The 19,396-nt window shown below is 61.3% G+C and carries 17 protein-coding genes and 1 pseudogene; 2 read left to right on the top strand and 16 right to left on the bottom strand.

Annotated features, from left to right (window positions below; genetic code table 11):
* Window positions 1-6 precede the first annotated feature (6 nt).
* The 3 genes and pseudogenes from AC1DMK_RS07175 to AC1DMK_RS07165 all read right to left on the bottom strand — a co-directional run bounded on the left by AC1DMK_RS07175 (window position 7) and on the right by AC1DMK_RS07165 (window position 3,612).
* Window positions 7-2,223 (bottom strand): primosomal protein N', encoded by a 2,217-nt coding sequence (locus AC1DMK_RS07175; RefSeq protein WP_477857965.1) that lies wholly within the window; start codon window positions 2,221-2,223, stop codon window positions 7-9.
* Window positions 2,224-2,472: 249 nt separating this feature from the next.
* Window positions 2,473-2,646, bottom strand: a pseudogene (locus AC1DMK_RS07170) (AAA family ATPase); the annotation flags it as partial.
* Window positions 2,647-2,667: 21 nt separating this feature from the next.
* A complete protein-coding gene (locus tag AC1DMK_RS07165; protein WP_477857963.1) occupies window positions 2,668-3,612 on the bottom strand; it encodes a GNAT family N-acetyltransferase in 945 nt (314 codons plus the stop codon).
* Between the two features lie 141 nt (window positions 3,613-3,753).
* On the opposite strand from AC1DMK_RS07165, the gene AC1DMK_RS07160 reads away from it, so the two are divergent.
* Window positions 3,754-4,689, top strand: coding sequence for a tyrosine recombinase XerC (locus AC1DMK_RS07160; protein WP_477858141.1), 936 nt, complete (start codon window positions 3,754-3,756; stop codon window positions 4,687-4,689).
* Between the two features lie 86 nt (window positions 4,690-4,775).
* A complete protein-coding gene (locus tag AC1DMK_RS07155) occupies window positions 4,776-5,852 on the top strand; it encodes a TraB/GumN family protein (protein WP_477857961.1) in 1,077 nt (358 codons plus the stop codon).
* Here the strand turns inward: AC1DMK_RS07155 and AC1DMK_RS07150 are convergent.
* The 13 genes from AC1DMK_RS07150 to zapE form a co-directional block, all read right to left on the bottom strand.
* Window positions 5,849-6,352 carry a cytochrome b gene (locus AC1DMK_RS07150; protein WP_477857959.1) on the bottom strand — a complete coding sequence of 168 codons (504 nt, stop codon included), beginning with the start codon at window positions 6,350-6,352 and terminating at the stop codon, window positions 5,849-5,851. The two genes, AC1DMK_RS07155 and AC1DMK_RS07150, sit on opposite strands and share 4 nt — an antisense overlap.
* A gap of 97 nt (window positions 6,353-6,449) precedes the next feature.
* A complete protein-coding gene (gene lpdA, locus AC1DMK_RS07145) occupies window positions 6,450-7,856 on the bottom strand; it encodes a dihydrolipoyl dehydrogenase (protein WP_477857957.1) in 1,407 nt (468 codons plus the stop codon).
* A gap of 26 nt (window positions 7,857-7,882) precedes the next feature.
* Entirely contained in the window at window positions 7,883-8,521 is a 639-nt protein-coding gene (locus AC1DMK_RS07140) for a LysE family transporter (RefSeq protein WP_037059475.1), read from the bottom strand.
* A 19-nt stretch (window positions 8,522-8,540) separates the two neighbouring features.
* Window positions 8,541-9,293, bottom strand: a complete 753-nt coding sequence (locus tag AC1DMK_RS07135; protein ID WP_477857955.1) for an SDR family oxidoreductase — start codon at window positions 9,291-9,293, stop codon at window positions 8,541-8,543.
* Window positions 9,290-9,796: a hypothetical protein gene (locus tag AC1DMK_RS07130; protein ID WP_051973899.1), complete on the bottom strand. Its 507-nt coding sequence runs from the start codon at window positions 9,794-9,796 to the stop codon at window positions 9,290-9,292. Before AC1DMK_RS07130 ends, AC1DMK_RS07135 begins: the two co-directional genes overlap by 4 nt.
* Window positions 9,797-9,803: 7 nt before the next feature.
* Window positions 9,804-10,193, bottom strand: coding sequence for an MAPEG family protein (locus tag AC1DMK_RS07125; RefSeq protein WP_477857953.1), 390 nt, complete (start codon window positions 10,191-10,193; stop codon window positions 9,804-9,806).
* Between the two features lie 53 nt (window positions 10,194-10,246).
* A complete protein-coding gene (gene odhB / locus AC1DMK_RS07120; RefSeq protein WP_477857951.1) occupies window positions 10,247-11,497 on the bottom strand; it encodes a 2-oxoglutarate dehydrogenase complex dihydrolipoyllysine-residue succinyltransferase in 1,251 nt (416 codons plus the stop codon).
* Between the two features lie 30 nt (window positions 11,498-11,527).
* Window positions 11,528-11,758: a hypothetical protein gene (locus AC1DMK_RS07115; protein ID WP_158447473.1), complete on the bottom strand. Its 231-nt coding sequence runs from the start codon at window positions 11,756-11,758 to the stop codon at window positions 11,528-11,530.
* A gap of 2 nt (window positions 11,759-11,760) precedes the next feature.
* Window positions 11,761-14,745: a 2-oxoglutarate dehydrogenase E1 component gene (locus AC1DMK_RS07110; RefSeq protein ID WP_477857949.1), complete on the bottom strand. Its 2,985-nt coding sequence runs from the start codon at window positions 14,743-14,745 to the stop codon at window positions 11,761-11,763.
* Between the two features lie 165 nt (window positions 14,746-14,910).
* Window positions 14,911-15,813, bottom strand: a complete 903-nt coding sequence (gene sucD, locus AC1DMK_RS07105; RefSeq protein WP_037059221.1) for a succinate--CoA ligase subunit alpha — start codon at window positions 15,811-15,813, stop codon at window positions 14,911-14,913.
* Between the two features lie 5 nt (window positions 15,814-15,818).
* Window positions 15,819-17,015 carry an ADP-forming succinate--CoA ligase subunit beta gene (gene sucC / locus AC1DMK_RS07100; protein WP_037059220.1) on the bottom strand — a complete coding sequence of 399 codons (1,197 nt, stop codon included), beginning with the start codon at window positions 17,013-17,015 and terminating at the stop codon, window positions 15,819-15,821.
* A gap of 38 nt (window positions 17,016-17,053) precedes the next feature.
* Window positions 17,054-18,016 (bottom strand): malate dehydrogenase, encoded by a 963-nt coding sequence (gene mdh, locus AC1DMK_RS07095; RefSeq protein WP_037059217.1) that lies wholly within the window; start codon window positions 18,014-18,016, stop codon window positions 17,054-17,056.
* A gap of 178 nt (window positions 18,017-18,194) precedes the next feature.
* Window positions 18,195-19,358 carry a cell division protein ZapE gene (gene zapE, locus AC1DMK_RS07090; protein WP_477857947.1) on the bottom strand — a complete coding sequence of 388 codons (1,164 nt, stop codon included), beginning with the start codon at window positions 19,356-19,358 and terminating at the stop codon, window positions 18,195-18,197.
* Between the last annotated feature and the right edge of the window lie 38 nt (window positions 19,359-19,396).

Here is a 19,396-nt window from a genome sequence, read left to right as displayed (position 1 = left end):
CCCGACCTAGAGGAAGCTCTGCGGATCGATATCGAGCTGCACGTGCACTGAGCCCCGCTCCTTGGGCGATTGCGACAGCATGGCGCGTAGAAAGCCCTGCATGTCGGAGTTTCGGCGTCCATGCACCAGCAGACGGAACCGGTGGCGTCCGCGCACCAGCGCCAGCGGCGCTTCGGCAGGGCCAAGCACCGAAATGCCGGTCACCTGCGGCGCAGCATTGCGCATCGCGCGGGCGTGGTTTTCCGCATCGTGGCGCGTCTCCGCCGAGACGATGATCGACGCCAGCCGGCCGAACGGCGGCAGGATGGCGCGCTCCCGCTCGGCGATCTCGCGCTCGTAAAATGCGCCCGCATCTCCGGAGACAATCGCCTGCATGACAGGATGCTGCGGCTGGTAGGTCTGCAGCAGGCCGTGGCTCTTAAGGCCGGTGCGCCCGGCCCGGCCGGTGACCTGCGACAGAAGCTGAAACGTCCTTTCGGCAGCCCGCGGGTCGCCGTTTGCAAGCCCAAGATCGGCGTCGACGATCCCAACCAGCGTCATCAGCGGAAAATTATGTCCCTTGGCGACCAGCTGCGTGCCGATGACGATATCGGCCTCCCCCTTGGCGATCGCGTCGAGCTCCAGGCGCAGCCGCTTGACGCCGCCCATGATGTCCGACGACAGCACGATCGTGCGCGCATCCGGAAAATGCCGTTCGACCTCCTCGGCGATCCGCTCGACCCCGGGGCCGCAGGCGACCAGATGATCAAGCGTCCCGCACTCCGGGCAGGCCTCCGGCGTGCGCTCGTTGTGACCGCACTGATGGCATTGCAGCTGCTTCTTGAAGCGGTGTTCGACAAGCCAGCTGGAGCATTGCGGGCACTGGAAGCGATGGCCGCAGACGCGGCAAAGCGTCAGCGGCGCGTAGCCGCGTCGGTTGAGAAACAGCAATGCCTGCTGCTTCTTCTCGACCGTCTTGCCGATCGCGCGCACGAGTACCGGTGACAGGAAGCCACCGCGTTCCGGCGCGTGTCGGCGCATATCGACCAGATGCAGATCGGGAAGCGCGGCATCGCCGAAACGTGTCGGCAGATGAATGGTGCTGTAGCGACCGCTCTGGCCGTTGACCTGGCTTTCGACCGACGGTGTCGCCGAGACGAGCACCACCGGAAAGTCGCCGATCCGCCCGCGCACCACGGCCATGTCGCGGGCATTGTAGAAAACGCGGTCTTCCTGCTTGTAGGCAGGGTCGTGTTCCTCGTCGACGATGATCAGGCCGAGTTCCTCGAACGGAAGAAACAGCGCCGAACGAGCGCCGGCCACGACGCGCACCTCGCCGGTGACCGCCTGCCGCCACACTTTTTCGCGCATACGCGGCGCAAGATCTGAGTGCCATTCGGCAGGCTTGGCACCGAAGCGATCCTGAAACCGCTCCAGAAAGCTCGCCGTAAGGGCAATTTCCGGCAAAAGGATCAACACCTGTTTGCCTTGCTTCAACGTCTCCGCAATCGCCTCGAAGTAGACCTCGGTCTTGCCCGACCCGGTGACGCCATCGATCAGCGACACGGCGAATTCGCCCTTTCGGACTTCGCCAAGTATCTCTTCGGCCGCTTCCTTCTGCGGCCCCTCGAGCCGCGAGGTCGCAAAATCGGGATCCGGCTTTGCGACAACAGGCGGCGGCGGCAGGAACACTGTTTCGAAGATGCCCTGGCTCACCAAGCCACCGACGACACTTGTCGACACCCCGGCCGCATGGGCAAGCCCGCTTCGCGTCCATGACAACCCGTCGCCGGCAATGTCGAGCACACGACCGCGCGCCGGCGTCATCCGCTCCGGTTCGCCGCCGACAAAGCGCAAGCCCTCCACCATCGGTTCCGGCTCGAAAGCGTTCGGCGCACGCAGCGCCATGCGCGCCACCAGCCCGGGCGGCGACAGCGTGTAACTCGCAACCCAGTCTATGAAATCGCGCATTTCCCTTGAGAGCGGTGGGCAATCGAAGACATGGCTGATCGGCCGGAGCTTCTTCGGGTCGACACCTTCCTCGCCTCCGTCCCAGACGACGCCGATCACTTGCCTCGGCCCGAGGGGCACCTGCACGACCGAGCCCGGCTCGACCGCCATGCCGTCCGGCACCGCGTAGGAATAGGGTTTGGGCGCGGGCATGGGCACGAGCACCGCAACCGTGCGGCTCGAAGGCGGCGTCTCAAACAGTGCTCCGAAGAGATCGGACGAATCTGTGCTCATCGAGCGAGACCATGCCCGCAACAGCACCGAATTGAAACCCGCGACAAACGTCCCTGCCTAGTCTTCATCATCGCTTTCGCCAGCTATCACGCCCGTCAGCCGCATGCCTTCGATCCATGTCGCGCCGTTTTCGAAGATCGCATTGCGCGGCCTCACGCCGCACCGTTGGCGGGCGGCTTCGGCCAGTTGCGCGAAGTGGGTAACGATCCGCAGCCCACCCTCCCCTGGGAGCGAAACGTCACAGCTCGTCGCGCGTTCGTGCACCAGTCTGCCTTTGGCGGCAACCTGCACCGGCTGAAGGGCTTGATATAAATTGGACTTTCCGACGCCGTTCTCGCCGAGAAAAAGCGTGGGGTCCGACAGATCCATGCGGATCGATCGTAGCGACCGGTAATTCTGGGCAAAGATCGAGCAGAGCAGCATGCCTCGCTTTACCCTATCCATTCAACGAAATGAATGGGCTCTGGCCACGTTCTCAACCGGCTGCACCACCGGCAGGAATCGCGCATCGGCATCGGCATTGAGATCGTGTACGGCATGCTTCTCCAGCGCCTTGGTGACCTCGTTTATGTCACCGTCCAGATGCTCCACGGGGATCAGGTCGCCGATCACGAAATCGAAGCGATCGCCGCGCTTGTTCAAAAGCTCGTGAAAAACGGTCATGTCCCGCAGCTCGGTGGACCACTTCGCAAACCAATAGAAGAGGCCGGAGTTTCGCGCCGTCACGTGGACGGGAAGAATCGGCAGATTGTACTTGCGGGCCAGCCCGACGGCCGAGGTTTTCCAGGGGCGCTCGTTCAGCCGGCCACTCGCCCAGTAGGCGATGCGACCGGAGGGGAAGAGTATCGTCGCCTTCCCTTCCCGAACGGCATGGTTGGTCAGGAGCAGCGTCTCGCGTGTCTTGGGCTTGCTCTTGTACTCCTCACGCCATTCGACTGGGATGACGACCTCGGCAAAGCGTGGATTGACACGGACGGCATCCCGGTTGGCAAAGAGCATCATGTCCGGCCGCCGGCTCTTCAGAAGGTCGAACACCGCGACACCGTCAGCAATCCCGGTCGGATGGTTGCTCACAAGAAGAAACGCCCCTGATGCCGGTATGCGTTCGCAGTGGCTGACATTGATTTCGAGTTTCAGAAGGTCGCTCATATACTCCAAGCACTGGAAGCCCGGCATATTGGCGACATCGTTGGCGAACTTGATCGCCCTGTTGTAGCGCAGCAGAGTGTAGAGAAATGGCCGCATTGCCGGCCACAGCGGGTTGCGCACGATCCTCTGGCCGCGTTCGGCAATGAGCGTATCGACGATATGTCCGGGTTTACCTTGCGAGACCAGCGCGATCGCTTCCGCGAATTGTCCGAAAGCCGTCATGGGTTGGCGTTGTGCCATACAAGATCCTGCGTCGTTGGATGGTCAGTTGTTTCGATTTTAGAGTGAAAGCATGACAAGCACTTGGCCGGCATTAGCAATTCCATAACTGTCCCTGCTCCAGAATTGGCGGCCGGAATGGCAAATTCAAGGGCCGCAGATGTGAACGAACTCCTGATTATCGCCGACCCGCAGCTGATGGCCGAACGCGCCCGATGGCTGCAGAACCTTGCCAGCGAAAGGCGCCTTTCCGAACACACGCTCACCGCCTACGAACGCGATACGCGCCAGTTCCTGACGTTCCTGACGGGGCATCTCGCCGGTCCCACGACGCTGAAGGATATTCATGCGCTGCGTCCGGCCGACTTCCGCGCCTTTCTGGCCGCCCGCCGCAAGGAAGGTTCCGGTCCGCGATCGCTCGGCCGCAACCTCGCTGGCCTGCGTTCACTCCTGCGTTACTTCGAAAAGAAAGGCCTGGTGAACGCCGCCGGCGCCGCCGCCGTCCGCTCGCCCAAGCAGCCAAAGTCGCTGCCCAAGCCGCTGTCCGACAAGCAGGCTATGACGGTCGTCAGCGACGAAGCCCAGCTTCACGAGGAACCCTGGATCGCCGCACGCGACGCGGCTGTCATGATCCTGCTTTATGGCTGCGGCCTGCGCATATCGGAAGCCCTCGACCTGACGCCCGGCGACCTGCATGCCGGTGCGACGACGCTGCGCATCACCGGCAAGGGCAACAAGACCCGGCTGGTGCCGCTGCTCTCGGTCGTCTTCGACGCTGTGGAAAGGTACCGGTCTCTCTGCCCCTATCATCTGGAAGCCGCCCAGCCGCTCTTTCGCGGCGCACGTGGCGGCAAGCTGCAGGCGGCGATTATCCAGCGCACCATGCAGAAGATGCGCAGCGCCTTCGGCCTCCCTGAAACGGCGACCCCGCATGCGCTACGGCATTCCTTCGCAACCCACCTGCTGGCCGGCGGAGGCGATCTCCGGACGATTCAGGAATTGCTCGGCCACGCCAGCCTGTCGACCACGCAGGTCTACACAGGCGTGGATTCCGCGCGCCTGCTGGAAGTTTACGATCGTGCCCACCCCAGGGCGTAATCTTTTGTTAACGCCTTCTCTTAAAGGAATATGCGCACGGGAAGGCGTAGAGCTTGAACCCTATTTATCGTGACCGGAACACCATCATGACGATCTCCATCGGCCACCGCAGTCTGCACATCGCATCTCCAGGCAATGTCCTGCTCTGGCTGATTGCCGCCTTCCATGTGCTGCTCGCCGCAACCCTGCTGGCCGTGCTCTTTTCCGTCTCGCCGGCAGCGGCCGACGACGCGAGCTGCACCGGTCGCAATGTGCTGACCGACCTCAAGCAGAATGACCCGGCGCGCTACGCACAAGCGGTCAAGGAAGCGGATGCGGTGCCGAACGGCAAGGGCATTTTCTGGAAGATCGAAAAGTCGGGCGTGAAACCCTCCTGGCTGCTCGGCAGCATGCATGTCACCGACCCGCGCGTGCTGACGCTGCCGCCGCGCACGCAAGCGGCGCACGACGCCGCCGACACCATCGTCATCGAATCCGATGAGATCCTGGACGAGAAGAAGGCATCCGCAGCGCTTCTGATGCGGCCGGAGCTGACGATGTTCACCGATGGCACCACCATCGAAAAGCTTCTGTCACACGACGACTACGTGCGGCTGGAGGAAGGCTTGAAGCAGCGCGGCATCCCGCTTGCAGCCGTCTCGCGCATGCGGCCGTGGATGATCTCCAGCGTGGTTGCCCTGCCCGGCTGCGAAATGGCCCGCAAGGCAAGGGGCGTCCAGTTCCTCGACCAGAAGATCGCTACAGACGCGATTGCAGCGGGCAAGCAGGTAAAGGGCCTGGAGTCGCTCTCCGAGCAATTGCAGGCGATGGCCGAACTGCCGACCGAGTTCCACCTGAAATCGCTGATCGAAACGCTCGCGCTCGGATCGAAGATGAACGATGTCGTGGAAACGATGACCGATCTCTATCTCTCCGGCGACATCGGCATGACGATCCCGATGCTGAAGACCGTCTCGCCCGACGGCAAGGATGAGGACAGCGACTACGCCGCCTTCGAGCAGCGCATCATCCTTGACCGAAACAAGGTCATGGCAGAACGCGCCGCGCCGATCCTGGCCAATGGCAACGTCTTCATGGCGGTCGGTGCCCTGCACCTTCCAGGCGAAGGCGGCGTTGTTGAACTGCTGCGCAAGCAGGGCTTTACCGTGACGGCGATGAATTAGCGCCCGACGGTCATGCGCCGAAGAACGTTGCTCTTCCAGTAGAAGTGATGAACGAGGGCGCCTGCCACATGCGCTGCGATCAGCGCCCACAATATGACCTTCAGAAGGTCGGCATGCAAAGATCCTGCGGCATCGATCCCGAAATAATAGGCCGCAATCCCCGAAAGCGGCATTGCAAAGATGAACGCGTACAAGCCGATATGCACGACTTTCGCCGCAAAGCGAAACAGCGCCGGTTCTTCCGCGATCTCTTCGGGCGCGCCCTGAATGAGACGTAGACAGACGCGAACAACGGCAAGCGCCAGAACGGCAATGCCGACATAGGCATGCACATTTGCCGACGCGATCTGATCGACGGATGGGATGCCGCCGCGCCGCACGGCGCGATGCCATTCGTTCATGCCGTCAGGAAACAACAGATTGTAGAAGATAAGCAGAGCCATCAGCCAGTGAACAAGGCGCTGCGGCAAACTGTATGAATCGACAGGTGCGGACGGCATTGGCTTCCTTTTGAGAGGCATATTAGAGCAGTTCAAAACTAGAACAGCCGCCTGTCTTCAGACAAGCGGCCATCCCCTGCATTGCCGAAATTTAATATTACATGTGGATCGGCTTGAAGAACGCAGCGAGCGCAGCTTCCTTGACCGCTTCGGACATCGTCGGGTGCGCATGGCAGGTGCGGCCGAGGTCTTCGGCCGAACCACCGAATTCCATCAGCACGGCGATCTCGTGGATCATCTCGCCGGCGCCGAAGCCGACGATATGGCCGCCGAGGACGCGATCGGTCGTCTTGTCCGACAGGATCTTCACGAAGCCGTCCGTGGAAAGCATTGCGCGGGCGCGGCCGTTTGCGGTGAACGGGAACTTACCCACCTTATAGGCGATGCCTGCGGCCTTGAGCTCCTCCTCGGTCTTGCCGACCGAGGCGACTTCCGGCTGCGTGTAGACGACGCTCGGAATGACATCGTAGTTCACATGGCCGGCCTGGCCAGCGAGGATTTCGGCGAGCGCCACACCTTCGTCTTCGGCCTTGTGCGCCAGCATCGGTCCCTTAACAACGTCGCCGATGGCATAGATGCCGGCAACATTGGTCTTGAAGTGACCGTCGATCTCGACACGGCCGCGATTGTCCAGCTTGACGCCCGCTTCCTCAAGGCCAAGGCCTGCCGTGTAGGGCTTGCGACCGGTTGCAATGAGCACAACGTTGGCTTCGAGCGTAACCTTGTCGCCGCCCTTGACCGGCTCGAATGTCACCTTGGCGCCCTTGCCACCCTTTTCAACGCCGACAACCTTGGCGCCGAGGTTGAAGTCGATGCCCTGCTTGGCAAGCATGCGATGGAACTGCTTGGCAACGTCGCCGTCCATGCCTGCGAGGATCGTGTCGAGGTATTCGACGACGGTAACCTTGGCACCGAGGCGCGACCATACCGAGCCGAGCTCAAGTCCGATGACACCGCCGCCGACGACGATCATCGTCTCGGGAACCTGCTCGAGCGCGATACCGCCGGTGGACGAGATGATGATCTTCTCATCGATGTCGACCTGGACGCCCGGAATGCCGGCAACGTCTGAGCCGGTGGCGATGACGATGTTCTTGCCCTCGATTTCCTGCACCTTGCCGTCGTCGGCGGTCACAGCAACCTTGCCCGCCGAAACGATCTTGCCAGTTCCCTGGAAGCTTTCGATCTTGTTCTTCTTGAAGAGGAAGGCAACGCCATCGACATTGGACTTCACGGTCGCATCCTTGTGTGCCAACATCTTTTCAAGGTTGAGCTTGGGTGCCGCGACCTCGATTCCGAGCACATCCATGCCGTGACCTGCCTGATGGAACATTTCGGAAGCGTGCAGCAGAGCCTTGGACGGAATGCAACCGACGTTGAGGCAGGTGCCCCCGAAGGTCGCGCGCTTTTCGACGACGGCAACCTTGAGGCCGAGCTGGGCTGCCTTGATGGCTGCAACATAGCCGCCAGGGCCGGTTCCAATAACGATCACATCATAGGACATGGATAGTTTTCCTTTTCGTAATTTGCTTAGTCAGCCGCGCGGGTGAGCGCGAGGCGGAAGCCGAAGCCGACCAATGCGGCGCCGGTAATGCGGTTGAACCATTTGCCGCTGGCAATGAAGCGGTCGCGAATGGGCTTGACGGTGAAGAAGACGGAGACGCCGGCAAACCAGGCGACAAGCGCAGTTGCCATGCCGATGCCATAGCTGAACTGAATGAGCGCCGGGGTATCGTGGTGCACCAGCGTCGAAAACAGCGACAGGAAGAACAGCACCGGCTTCGGGTTCAGCGCATTGGTGATGAAGCCCATCCCCAGGCACTTGATCGCCGAAAGCGGCTTGCGATCGTCTTCCGTGACTTCGATCTCCTGGACGTTGAAGCCCGGATCCCGCAACGACTTGGTTCCGAGATAGACGAGGTAGGCGACACCGGCCCACTTGATCATCGAAAACAGCATCAGCGACTGCGACACGATCAGGCCGAGGCCGAGAATCGTGTAGCTGATGTGAAAGAGCAGCGAGAAGCCCATGCCGAGGCCAGTCATCATGGCCGCACGGCGACCATGCACAATGCTCTGGCGCAGGATGACGGCAAAATCGGCGCCCGGCACGACGATGAAGATCGAGAAGACGGCCATCAGGCCGAGAAATTCCAGAACGTATTGCATGTTCACACCGCCCTTGGGGTCACCGACCGCCGCTAACATTGAGGATCGCGCCCGTTATATAGGAAGCGGACGGCGAAAGCAGATAGAGCACCGCGTCAGCGATCTCCTCGGCCGTTCCGGCGCGCTTCATCGGAATACCAGGCGCCATGTCGCGAGCGCGATCCGGCAGGCCGCCGGAAGCATGGATCTCGGTGTCGATGACACCAGGCCGCACGGCGTTCACCCGCACCCCTTCGCTTGCGACCTCGCGTGCGAGCCCAACGGTCAATGTATCGATCGCAGCCTTCGAGGCAGCGTAGTCGACATACTGGCAAGGCGAGCCGATGACCGCCGCCATCGACGAAATATTGACGATCGCACCGCCCTTGCCGCCGTGGCGGCTCGACATCCGGCGTACCGCCTCGCCGGCGCAGAGAATGGAGCCGGTGATATTGATCCGCATCATCCGCTCGATACGCTCGACGGACATCTCGTCCACACGGGCTGGAGCATCCACGATGCCGGCATTGTTCGCGAGCCCATCCAGCCGCCCGAAATGCCGATCGACCGCCGTAAACATGGCGGCGATATCTGAGGCACTGCCGACGTCGCCCTTAATCGCAAACGCCTCGCCGCCACCGGCTTCTATCTTGGAAACAACGGCGTCAGCCGCTGCCTTGTTGACGGCATAGTTGACGGCAACACGCCACCCCCTTTGGGCTGCAAGCTGGCTGATGGCGGCACCGATGCCACGGCTGCCGCCGGTTACGAGCAGAACAGGACCTTCACTCATTTCGCGCACTCCTTGAAATCAAGCACATCCCAGGGCGCAACGGTTGCCTTCCCGGCACCCCAGACCGAGGAAGCACGGATTGCCGGCCCGAGACCGGGCAGGAGGACCTTGTCCGCTGCATCGGCCGCTTCCGGCTGCAGGTTGTCGATGCCGCCATCGGCGTTCACGCCGTAGACCGCGCCTTGCCAGATGGTGCAAGCATTGAGATCGGCTGTCGTGACATCGCCACCGGGACAATTGAACATTAAAAGACCGTTGGCACGCGCCGGATCGTCGGCAGGCATGACGTATCCGTCGAATACAATGGCGGTTTTGAGCACGCTCAACTTGAACTGATTGCTTGCCACCGCCGCTTGCGAATTGATCGGTGTGAAGCGAAGCTCGTAGGCGCCGTCGTGATCGATATAGACGGCGCTCGCCTGCTTGCAATCGGCAGCAAAGACAGGCTGGCCTGTGGCAGATACCAGAAATACGGCGGCCATAGCGGCTGAAAACGTGTCCATCATCCCCTCACCAAACAATGCCTGCAAAGATCAGGATCAGTCCGATCGCCGAGGCGGTCCAGATCCACGACCGGTAGGGACTGAGACCCAAGAGATAAGCGGGCAGATAGGCCGCGCGCGCCCAGAACCAGGTGATCGTGCCCCACTGGGTGAAGCTGTCGGACCGGCCGGCAGCGATCGTCACCACGGTCAGCGCGATGAAGATCGGGTAGGTTTCCTGAAAATTCCTGAACGCCCGCGTTGCTCGCCCGGTGAGGAGGTTCGGCTCGGGCTCATGGTCCCGGGTCGAACTCGCATCCCTGAGGCCCGCCTGCAAACGGAAGGCTGCCGCCTGCGCCGTCAGATAGGCGAAAGCGAGCACCGCACTCCAGAGCAGGTAGGAAAGTTCCAGCGACATCAGGTGTTCCGAGGCTGAGGCGAAAAGGGCCGCTCACGCGGCCCTGCTATTCCTTAGAGATCGAGAACCAGACGTTCCGGATCTTCCAGGCTTTCCTTGACGCGGACGAGGAAGGTTACCGCTTCCTTGCCGTCGACGATTCGGTGATCGTAGGAGAGTGCCAGGTACATCATCGGACGGATGACGATCTGGCCGCCGACGACGACCGGGCGATCCTGGATCTTGTGCATGCCGAGAATGCCCGACTGCGGTGCGTTGAGGATCGGCGAGGACATCAGCGAACCGTAGACGCCGCCATTGGTGATCGTGAAGGTGCCGCCCTGCATGTCGGCCATGGAAAGCGTACCGTCGCGGGCAGCCTTGGCAAGACGACCAAGGTCCTTCTCGATCTCGGCGATGGACATCTGGTCGGCGTCGCGGATGATCGGAACGACGAGCCCCTTGTCCGTGCCCACGGCCATGCCTACGTGGCAGTAGTTCTTGTAGATGATGTCGGTGCCGTCGATCTCGGCGTTGACAGCCGGCAGTTCCTTCAGGGCGTGGGTGACGGCCTTGGTGAAGAAGCCCATGAAGCCGAGCTTCACGCCATGCTTCTTTTCGAAGACGTCCTTGTACTTGGCGCGCAGCTCCATGACGGCCTTCATATCCACCTCGTTGTAGGTGGTGAGCATGGCAGCCGTGTTCTGCGCATCCTTGAGGCGCTTGGCGATCGTCTGGCGCAGGCGCGTCATCTTCACGCGCTCTTCGCGGCCCGCATCCTCAACGGTCGACGGACCGCGCGGCGCGGCAGGTGCAGCAGGTGCTGCAGCCGGAGCCGAAAGACCTTTGGCAACGGCGGCAATGACATCGCCCTTCAGGACCTGGCCGCGCTTGCCGCTGCCGTCGACCTGATCGGCCGAGATGTTGTTTTCAGCCAGCATCTTCGATGCCGCCGGTGCAGGCGGCATGGAGGAGACGGATGCCGAGGAAGCAGCCGCAGCCGCAGCGACCGGCGCCGGGGCAGCCGCAGCCGGCTCGGCAGCCTTTGCAGGGGCAGCAGCCGGAGCAGCGGCAGCGGCGCCTGCTGCTGCGACCGAGATCTGGCCGAGCAACGCGTCGAGACCGACAGTCTCGCCCGCCTGGGCGACGATTTCCGAAAGAACGCCGGAAGCCGGTGCTGGAACTTCAATGGTCACCTTGTCGGTTTCAAGCTCGACGAGCGGTTCGTCGGCTTTGATGACATCGCCGACCTTCTTGAACCAGGTGCCGACGGTTGCCTCGCTGACGGATTCACCGAGTGTTGGAACGCGGATTTCTGTGGCCATTGTTCAAATCCTGATTTGCTTGTGTTCGTTTTATTCGTTTCCGGCGGCGGACGGCCGGAGAATGATCGAGGGCATCGGCAAAATATCGAAGCGGAAACCGAGGCCGGAGCGAATAACTGGATCAGCATCGGCGAGCAGTGCCGCCTGCCGATCCCCTACCGAAACGACCACCGAACATGTCATTGCGGTCATTTCCTCCCCGGTCGCGTCTTGTGGAAAGCGGCGGCGCCGTCTGTCAAAGACATGTGCCGCCGCCAAAATCCTCAGCCGCCCAGCGCATCCTCGAGGAATGCGGCAAGCTGCGCCAGATGCTTGGACATCAGGCCGGTTGCCGGCGAAGCGGCTGCCGGACGTCCCGTATAGCGGACGCGCTGGTATTTCGCATCGATATGGGCGAGCACCCATTCCAGATACGGGTCAATGAACGACCACGCGCCCATGTTCTTCGGCTCTTCCTGGCACCAGACCATTTCCGCATTGCGGAAGCGGGAGAGCTCATTGATGAGCGCCTTGGCCGGGAACGGATAGAGCTGTTCGACGCGCAACAGGTAGACGTCGTCGACGCCGCGCTTCTCACGCTCTTCGAGAAGGTCGTAGTAGACCTTGCCGGTGCACATGACGACGCGACGGATCTTGTTGTCCTTCTGCAGCTTGATCGGACCGTCCTTGATGACCTCCGCATCGTCCCAAAGGAGACGGTGGAAGGAGGATTCGCCCGCCATCTCAGCCAGACCGGATACCGCACGCTTGTGGCGCAGCAGCGACTTCGGCGTCATCAGGACCAGAGGCTTGCGGAAGTCGCGCTTCAGCTGACGGCGCAGGATGTGGAAGTAGTTCGCCGGCGTCGTGACGTTGGCGACCTGCATGTTGTCTTCAGCGCAAAGCTGCAGGAAGCGTTCGAGACGAGCCGAGGAGTGCTCCGGACCCTGGCCTTCATAGCCGTGAGGCAGCAGGCAGACGAGGCCCGACATGCGCAGCCACTTGCGTTCGCCCGAGGAGATGAACTGGTCGAAGACGACCTGAGCACCGTTGGCGAAGTCGCCGAACTGGGCTTCCCACAGGGTCAGCGCGTTCGGGCGGGCCAGCGAATAGCCGTACTCGAAGCCGAGAACCGCTTCTTCCGAAAGCATCGAGTTGATGACTTCGTAGCGTGCCTGTGTCGGCGACAGGTTGGCAAGCGGGATGTAGCGCTCCTCGGTCTCCTGATCGTAGAGAACCGAGTGGCGTTGCGAGAACGTACCGCGTTCGCAATCCTGGCCGGAGAGGCGGATCTTGTGGCCTTCGACACAGAGCGCGCCGAATGCGAGCGCCTCGGCCGTCGCCCAGTCGATGCCTTCGCCGGTGGCGATCATGTTGGCACGGTTTTCCATGAAGCGCTGGATGGTACGGTGCGCATGGAAGCCTTCCGGAATTTCCGAAAGCTTGCGGCCGATTTCCTTCAACTGCTTCATCGGCACGGCCGTCTTGCCACGACGCTGCTCGTCGGCATTGTCAGCCGTGCGCAGGCCCGACCACTCGCCGTCCAGCCAGTCGGCCTTGTTCGGCTTGTAGTGCTGCCCGGCCTCGAATTCCTGCTCGAGATGGGCGCGCCAGTCGGCCTTCATCTTCTCGACTTCGCCGTCGGTCAGCAGGCCTTCGGCAACGAGACGATCGGCATAGAGCTGCAGCACCGTCTTGTGGCCGCGAATGACCTTGTACATCTTCGGCTGCGTGAAGGACGGTTCATCGCCTTCGTTGTGGCCATAGCGACGGTAGCAGAACATGTCGAGAACCACAGGCTTGTGGAACTTCATGCGGAATTCCATGGCGATCTTGGCACCGTAGACGACCGCTTCCGGATCGTCTCCGTTCACATGCAGGATCGGCGCCTCGATCATCTTGGCGACGTCGGACGGATAGGGCGACGAGCGCGAGAAGGCCGGATTGGTGGTGAAGCCGATCTGGTTGTTGATGATCACGTGCATCGTGCCGGCGACGCGATGGCCGCGCAGACCGGAGAGGCCGAGGATTTCTGCAATGACGCCCTGGCCGGCAAAGGCTGCGTCGCCGTGGATCAGAAGCGGCAGAACCTTGGAGCGTTCGGTGAGCGGAATGGTATCGCCGTCCCAGACGGTGGCACCCATGTCCTGCTTGGCGCGCGCCTTGCCCATGACGACAGGATCGACGATTTCGAGGTGCGAGGGGTTGGCCGTCAGCGAAACGTGGATCTTGTTGCCGTCGAATTCGCGGTCGGAGGAGGCACCCAGATGGTACTTGACGTCGCCCGAGCCTTCGACTTCGTCCGGTGCGTAGGAGCCACCCTTGAACTCGTGGAAGATGGCGCGGTGCGGCTTGCCCATGACCTGGGAAAGCACGTTCAGGCGGCCGCGATGGGCCATGCCGAACACCGCTTCCTTGAGGCCGAGATGGCCGCCGCGCTTGAGGATCTGCTCCAGCGCCGGAATAAGCGATTCGCCGCCGTCAAGGCCGAAGCGCTTGGTGCCCTTGAACTTGACGTCGAGGAACTGCTCGTAGCCTTCGGCTTCGATGATCTTCGCCAGAATCGCCTTCTTGCCCTCGGGCGTAAATGCCACGCCCTTGTCGGGACCTTCGATGCGCTCCTGGATCCAGGCTTTTTCTTCCGGATTGGAGATGTGCATGAACTCGACACCGAGCGTCGAGCAGTAGGTGCGCTCGAGGATCTCGATCATCTGCGGGATGGTCGCGTATTCGAGGCCAAGCACGTTGTCGATGAAGATCTTGCGGTCGTTGTCCGCGGCCGTGAAGCCATAGGCTTCCGGCGACAATTCCTTGAAGTCGTCCACAGGTGCGGCAATGCCGAGTGGATCGAGCTTGGCGTGCAGGTGGCCGCGCATGCGATAGGCGCGGATCATCATGATGGCGCGCACCGAATCGCGCGTCGCCTGAAGAACGTCTGCGCCGTCGGCCGGCTTGCCAGCTGCTTCAGCCTTTGCCTTGACCTTGGTTTCGATAACCTTCTCGATCACGCCCCAGTCGCCGTCGAGCGCGGAAACGAGATCGCCGCTGGCCTGCAGAGGCCAGTTCTTCTTGCGCCAGGACGCGCCCTTGGCTGCCCGCTTCACGTCGTCCGGATTGTCTTCCAGCGCCCTGAAGAACGCCCGCCACTCCTCGTTGACCGATGCCGGATCGTCTTCGTAGCGCGCGTAAAGCTGCTCGATATACGCAGCGTTGGCGCCATCCAGGAAGGAGGTGATCTGAAACTGCTCGTTGGCTTCTTGCCGTGCCATGGTTGCATGCGGACGCTACCGTCCGCCTCCTGACTCTTGTGATTTTGCCGATACATCGATCGGCGCCGCATCTGTCTTCAGCCGCCTGTCCGCGGCTCATTCCGTGTCTTGGTTAAAACCGGGCAGCAGGACGAAAGACCTTGCTGCCCGGGTCTATAGATTGGCTTAGCCCTTCAGGACTTCAACCAGCGTCTTGCCGAGCCGTGCCGGAGACGGCGACACGCGAATGCCTGCCGATTCCATGGCCGCGATCTTGTCTTCCGCGCCGCCCTTGCCGCCGGAGATGACTGCGCCGGCATGGCCCATCGTACGGCCTTCCGGAGCGGTCCGGCCAGCGATGAAGCCGACCATCGGCTTCTTGCGGCCCTTCTTGGCTTCATCCTTGAGGAACTGAGCCGCATCTTCTTCAGCCGAACCACCGATTTCGCCGATCATGATGATCGACTTGGTTTCTTCGTCCGCCAGGAACATCTCCAGGATGTCGATGAATTCGGTGCCCTTGACCGGGTCGCCGCCGATGCCGACAGCCGACGTCTGACCGAGGCCTTCGTTGGTCGTCTGGAACACGGCTTCGTAGGTGAGCGTGCCGGAACGCGACAGAACGCCGACGGAGCCCTTCTTGAAGATGGAGCCCGGCATGATGCCGATCTTGCACTCGTCAGGCGTCATGACGCCTGGGCAGTTCGGGCCGATCAGGCGCGACTTGGACGTGTCGAGCTTGGCCTTGACCTTGATCATGTCGGCAACCGGAATGCCTTCCGTGATGCAGACGATCAGCGGGATTTCGGCATCGATGGCTTCGAGGATGGCTTCAGCGGCACCAGCCGGCGGAACGTAGATGACCGAAGCGTCAGCGCCGGTGACCTTCTTGCCTTCGGCAACCGAAGCGAAGATCGGCAGGCTTTCGCCCTTCGAACCGGTCCAGGTTTCGCCACCCTTCTTGGGATGGATGCCGCCGACCATCTTCGTGCCGTGGTAAGCGAGCGCCTGTTCCGTGTGGAAGGTGCCCGTTTTGCCGGTCAGACCCTGAACGAGGATCTTGGTGTTCTTGTTGATAAGGATCGACATAGGTCTCAGGCTCCCTTTACGGCTGCGACGATCTTCTGCGCAGCGTCGTCCAGGTCGTCGGCCGAAATGACGTTGAGACCGGATTCATTGATGATCTTCTTGCCGAGCTCGACATTGGTGCCTTCGAGACGAACGACGAGCGGAACCTGGAGGCCGACTTCCTTGACGGCAGCGATCACCCCTTCGGCAATGACGTCGCACTTCATGATGCCGCCGAAGATGTTGACCAAGATGCCTTTCACGGCCGGATCGGCAGTGATGATCTTGAAGGCAGCCGTGACCTTTTCCTTCGAAGCGCCGCCACCGACGTCGAGGAAGTTCGCGGGCTCGGCACCGTAAAGCTTGATGATGTCCATCGTCGCCATGGCAAGACCGGCACCATTGACCATGCAGCCGATGTTGCCGTCGAGGGCGACATAGGCCAGATCGTATTTCGAAGCTTCGATTTCCTTTTCGTCTTCTTCAGACTTGTCGCGCAGCGCAACGACGTCTTCGTGGCGAAACAGCGCGTTGCCGTCGAAGGACACCTTGGCGTCCAGAACGCGCACGCGGCCATTCTTCATGACGATCAGCGGGTTGATCTCAAGGAGCGCCATGTCCTTTTCGACAAAGGCCTTGTAGAGGATCGGGAAGAGCTTTTCGGCATCGGCCTTGGCTTCGCCTTCGAGCTTCAGGGCCGAAGTCAGCGCAGCAAGGTTTGCAGCCGTGACACCGGCGATCGGATCGATCGCCACGTTGATGATCTTCTCAGGCGTATCGTGAGCGACGGTTTCGATGTCCATGCCGCCTTCCGTGGAAACCACGAAGGAAACCTGGCCAACCGCACGGTCGACGAGCAGCGAAAGATAAAGCTCGCGGTCGATGTCGGCGCCGTCTTCGATATAGAGACGGTTGACCTGCTTGCCGGCGTCGCCGGTCTGCTTGGTCACCAGCGTGTTGCCGAGCATTTCCTTGGCGTGCGCCTTGGCTTCATCGATCGAGAAGGCGAGGCGAACACCGCCCTTTGCGTCAGGGCCGAGTTCCTTGAACTTGCCCTTGCCGCGGCCGCCTGCATGGATCTGGCTCTTCACAACGTAAAGCGGACCCGGGAGCGACTTTGCCGCCGCTTCCGCTTCGTCTGCGGAGAAGATCGCCACGCCTTCTGCGACCGGCGCGCCATAGCCCTTCAGCAGAGCCTTGGCCTGGTATTCGTGAATATTCATGGGTCTGTTCCTGTTTGGATTGCGTCAGCGCGGCCTGGTTACTTCAGCGACGGCGCGATATTGATGCAGGCTTCGCACAGGCCGGCGACAGCAGCGACAGACTTGTCGAAAGCGTCCTTCTCGGCCTTGTTGAGGTCGATCTCAATGATGCGCTCGACGCCGCCCGCACCGATGATAGTGGGAACGCCGACATACATGTCCTTGACGCCGTACTGGCCGGTGAGCTGTGCTGCGCAAGGCAGAACGCGCTTCTTGTCCTTGAGATAGGATTCGGCCATCTCGATCGCAGACGCTGCAGGCGCATAGTAGGCCGAGCCCGTCTTCAGCAGACCGACGATTTCGGCGCCGCCGTCACGGGTGCGCTGGATGATCTCTTCGAGGCGTTCCTTGGTGACCCAACCCATGGTGACGAGGTCGGTCAGCGGAATGCCGCCAACAGTCGAGTAGCGGGCGAGCGGGACCATCGTGTCGCCATGGCCGCCGAGAACGAATGCTGTGACGTCCTGAACGGAAACGTTGAATTCCTTGGAGAGGAACAGGCGGAAGCGCGAGCTGTCCAGAACACCGGCCATGCCGACGACCTTGTTGGCCGGAAGGCCGGAGAACTTCTGCAGCGCCCAGACCATCGCGTCGAGCGGGTTGGTGATGCAGATGACAAAGGCATCAGGGGCGTACTTCTTGATGCCGGCGCCGACCTGCTCCATGACCTTGAGGTTGATGCCGAGAAGGTCGTCGCGGCTCATGCCCGGCTTGCGGGCAACTCCGGCGGTGACGATGCAGACGTCGGCACCTTCGATCGCGGAATAGTCGCTGGCGCCCGAGAGGTTCACGTCGAACCCTTCGACCGGCGAGGACTGCGCAATGTCGAGGCCCTTACCCTGGGGAATACCATCGGCGATATCGAAGAGAACGATGTCACCCAGTTCCTTCAGGCCGGCGAGGTGTGCCAGCGTGCCACCAATCATGCCAGAACCAATGAGTGCGATCTTGTTACGCGCCATTTCGCTGTTTCCTTTGCGATCAAAATTCGTCAGGCGACGCGCGGAGGGGCAGCGCCCAATGCCGCAATCGCATAGACCCAAAGCAAAAAAATGGCAACCGATTATTTCTGGGCCAGCAATTTCAATCGTTTAGATCATAAAACTCTTACGTAAACGTAATACTTTTATGACTGGATCGTTACTCTGCAGCCCGTCTGTCGTGATGCAGCGCCAGATATTCCGCGCTCCTCATTTCAAACAGCCGAGAGACGGTCCGATCGAATTCGAAACCTTCGGTACCACGCACGTGTGTCAATAAGTTCTCCGGCATGGCAGCTGCCGACACATAAAGTCGCACTGCGTGGTCGTAGAGCGTATCGACGAGAATGATGAACCGCTTGGTCTGGTTGCGCTTCTCCGGCCCGAGGAGAGGCACGTGATCGAGAAAGATCGCATCGAAGCGCTCGCAGATCGCAAGAAAGTCCGCAGCCCCGAGCGGCTTGTCGCAAAGGTCAGCGAAGGAAAAGCGCGCGATGCGGTCGGCGGCGAGCGGAACATGGATCGAGCGCCCCTTCATCGGGATCTCGAGTGGATGTGGCTTGCGCCCATGCAGCGCCTGCATCCACGAAGCGTCCATCGCCATGTCGGCATGGTCGTTGATGGGCGCCAGATAGACCGGCTGACTGTCCAGCTTCTCCATCCGGTAGTCCGTGGGCGAATCCAGGGTCACCACATCGACATTCTGCTGCAGCAGATCGACGAAGGGCAGGAAGAGGCTGCGGTTGAGCCCATCCCTGTAGAGGTTGTCAGGCTCGACGTTGGACGTGGCGATGAGAATGCATCCGCGCCGGAAAAGATCTGAAAACAGTCGCGACAGGATCATCGCGTCGGCAATATCTGTAACCGTGAATTCATCGAAGCAAAGCAGCTCGGCTTCGTCGTAGAGCGCCGCGGCGACCACGGGGATCGGGTCGGCCTGCTTCGTCTCTCCCTGCTTCAACTTCAGGCGGTGGGCTGCGATACGGTTGTGCACATCGGCCATGAACGCGTGAAAATGCGCGCGCCGCTTCTTGGAGCAAGGCGCCATGGCGAAGAACATGTCCATCAGCATGGTCTTGCCGCGACCGACGCTGCCATGGATGTAGAGGCCCTTGAACGTCTCCGATGGCTTCTTCTTGGCCGCGAACAGCCAACCGAGTGCACTCGCCTTGGCCGCCGGCCGCTTCCGCTTCAGCTCCGAAAGCACCCGGTCCAGGCACTTCGCCACATGCATCTGGGCTGAATCGATTTGCAGCGCGCCCAAAGCCGTCAGCGACTTCAATTGTTCGCTGACGCTCAAGCTGTAGTCCGGCATCGGTTGCATGAATGTCCGCCTATGCATGATCGGCGGTCAAGCCGCCG

The organism is Rhizobium sp. 05L419 (genome assembly GCF_056397845.1).
Note: the sequence above shows the minus strand (reverse complement) of the source record. Positions and strands in the feature narration are given on the sequence as shown.

Excerpts from the sequence above, each read along its gene's own strand:
- lpdA (WP_477857957.1), bottom strand. The coding sequence starts at position 7,856 with ATGTCCTATGATGTGATCGTTATTGGAACCGGCCCTGGCGGCTATGTT.
- AC1DMK_RS07175 (WP_477857965.1), bottom strand. The coding sequence starts at position 2,223 with ATGAGCACAGATTCGTCCGATCTCTTCGGAGCACTGTTTGAGACGCCG.
- sucC (WP_037059220.1), bottom strand. The coding sequence starts at position 17,015 with ATGAATATTCACGAATACCAGGCCAAGGCTCTGCTGAAGGGCTATGGC.
- AC1DMK_RS07165 (WP_477857963.1), bottom strand. The coding sequence starts at position 3,612 with ATGGCACAACGCCAACCCATGACGGCTTTCGGACAATTCGCGGAAGCG.
- odhB (WP_477857951.1), bottom strand. The coding sequence starts at position 11,497 with ATGGCCACAGAAATCCGCGTTCCAACACTCGGTGAATCCGTCAGCGAG.
- AC1DMK_RS07140 (WP_037059475.1), bottom strand. The coding sequence starts at position 8,521 with ATGCAATACGTTCTGGAATTTCTCGGCCTGATGGCCGTCTTCTCGATC.
- AC1DMK_RS07135 (WP_477857955.1), bottom strand. The coding sequence starts at position 9,293 with ATGAGTGAAGGTCCTGTTCTGCTCGTAACCGGCGGCAGCCGTGGCATC.
- sucD (WP_037059221.1), bottom strand. The coding sequence starts at position 15,813 with ATGTCGATCCTTATCAACAAGAACACCAAGATCCTCGTTCAGGGTCTG.
- zapE (WP_477857947.1), bottom strand. The coding sequence starts at position 19,358 with ATGCAACCGATGCCGGACTACAGCTTGAGCGTCAGCGAACAATTGAAG.
- mdh (WP_037059217.1), bottom strand. The coding sequence starts at position 18,016 with ATGGCGCGTAACAAGATCGCACTCATTGGTTCTGGCATGATTGGTGGC.
- AC1DMK_RS07125 (WP_477857953.1), bottom strand. The coding sequence starts at position 10,193 with ATGTCGCTGGAACTTTCCTACCTGCTCTGGAGTGCGGTGCTCGCTTTC.
- AC1DMK_RS07130 (WP_051973899.1), bottom strand. The coding sequence starts at position 9,796 with ATGGACACGTTTTCAGCCGCTATGGCCGCCGTATTTCTGGTATCTGCC.
- AC1DMK_RS07155 (WP_477857961.1), top strand. The coding sequence starts at position 4,776 with ATGACGATCTCCATCGGCCACCGCAGTCTGCACATCGCATCTCCAGGC.
- AC1DMK_RS07110 (WP_477857949.1), bottom strand. The coding sequence starts at position 14,745 with ATGGCACGGCAAGAAGCCAACGAGCAGTTTCAGATCACCTCCTTCCTG.
- AC1DMK_RS07150 (WP_477857959.1), bottom strand. The coding sequence starts at position 6,352 with ATGCCGTCCGCACCTGTCGATTCATACAGTTTGCCGCAGCGCCTTGTT.